Consider the following 486-nt stretch of genomic DNA (forward strand, 5'->3'; position numbering starts at 1 on the left):
CAGTAGTCTAATTTCTGAAGGATTTAAGCCCTGCCAGTCCCTCACAATTCTTACATTTATAAAAAAATTAAAGAGTGGTCGATAAACGACAATTTTCAGAGAGTATTGCTGCAGGTTACCAACCTAAAGGAGATTTTATCTATCTGGGGGCGGCTATGCATGGCGGGGAAGTCTTTGCCGATGCAGCAGTGAAAATTCCGCTGAAGACCATGAACCGTCACGGACTCATTGCCGGTGCAACAGGAACCGGGAAGTCAAAGACCTTGCAGATCCTTGCCGAAAACCTCTCAAAAAAAGGAGTCCCCGTGCTGCTTATGGATGTGAAGGGAGACCTTAGCGGGGTGGCAAAACCTTCAGCCGGAGAAGCCTTTATACATGCCCGCCATGAAAAGTTGAATTTTCCTTTTGAAGCTTCGGCAGCTCCTGTGGAAATTTTAAGCCTTTCCGAAGAAAATGGAGTACGCCGAAGAGCTACTGTAAGTGAAT

The 486-nt window shown here is 46.1% G+C and carries 1 protein-coding gene; it reads left to right on the forward strand.

The window, feature by feature from the left end; all coding sequences use genetic code 11:
* Positions 1 to 74: 74 nt before the first annotated feature.
* On the forward strand, positions 75 to 486 hold a 412-nt coding region (locus HC176_RS16275; protein ID WP_342448714.1), incomplete at its 3' end, for a helicase HerA-like domain-containing protein.

This window comes from Tamlana crocina, from assembly GCF_012037625.1.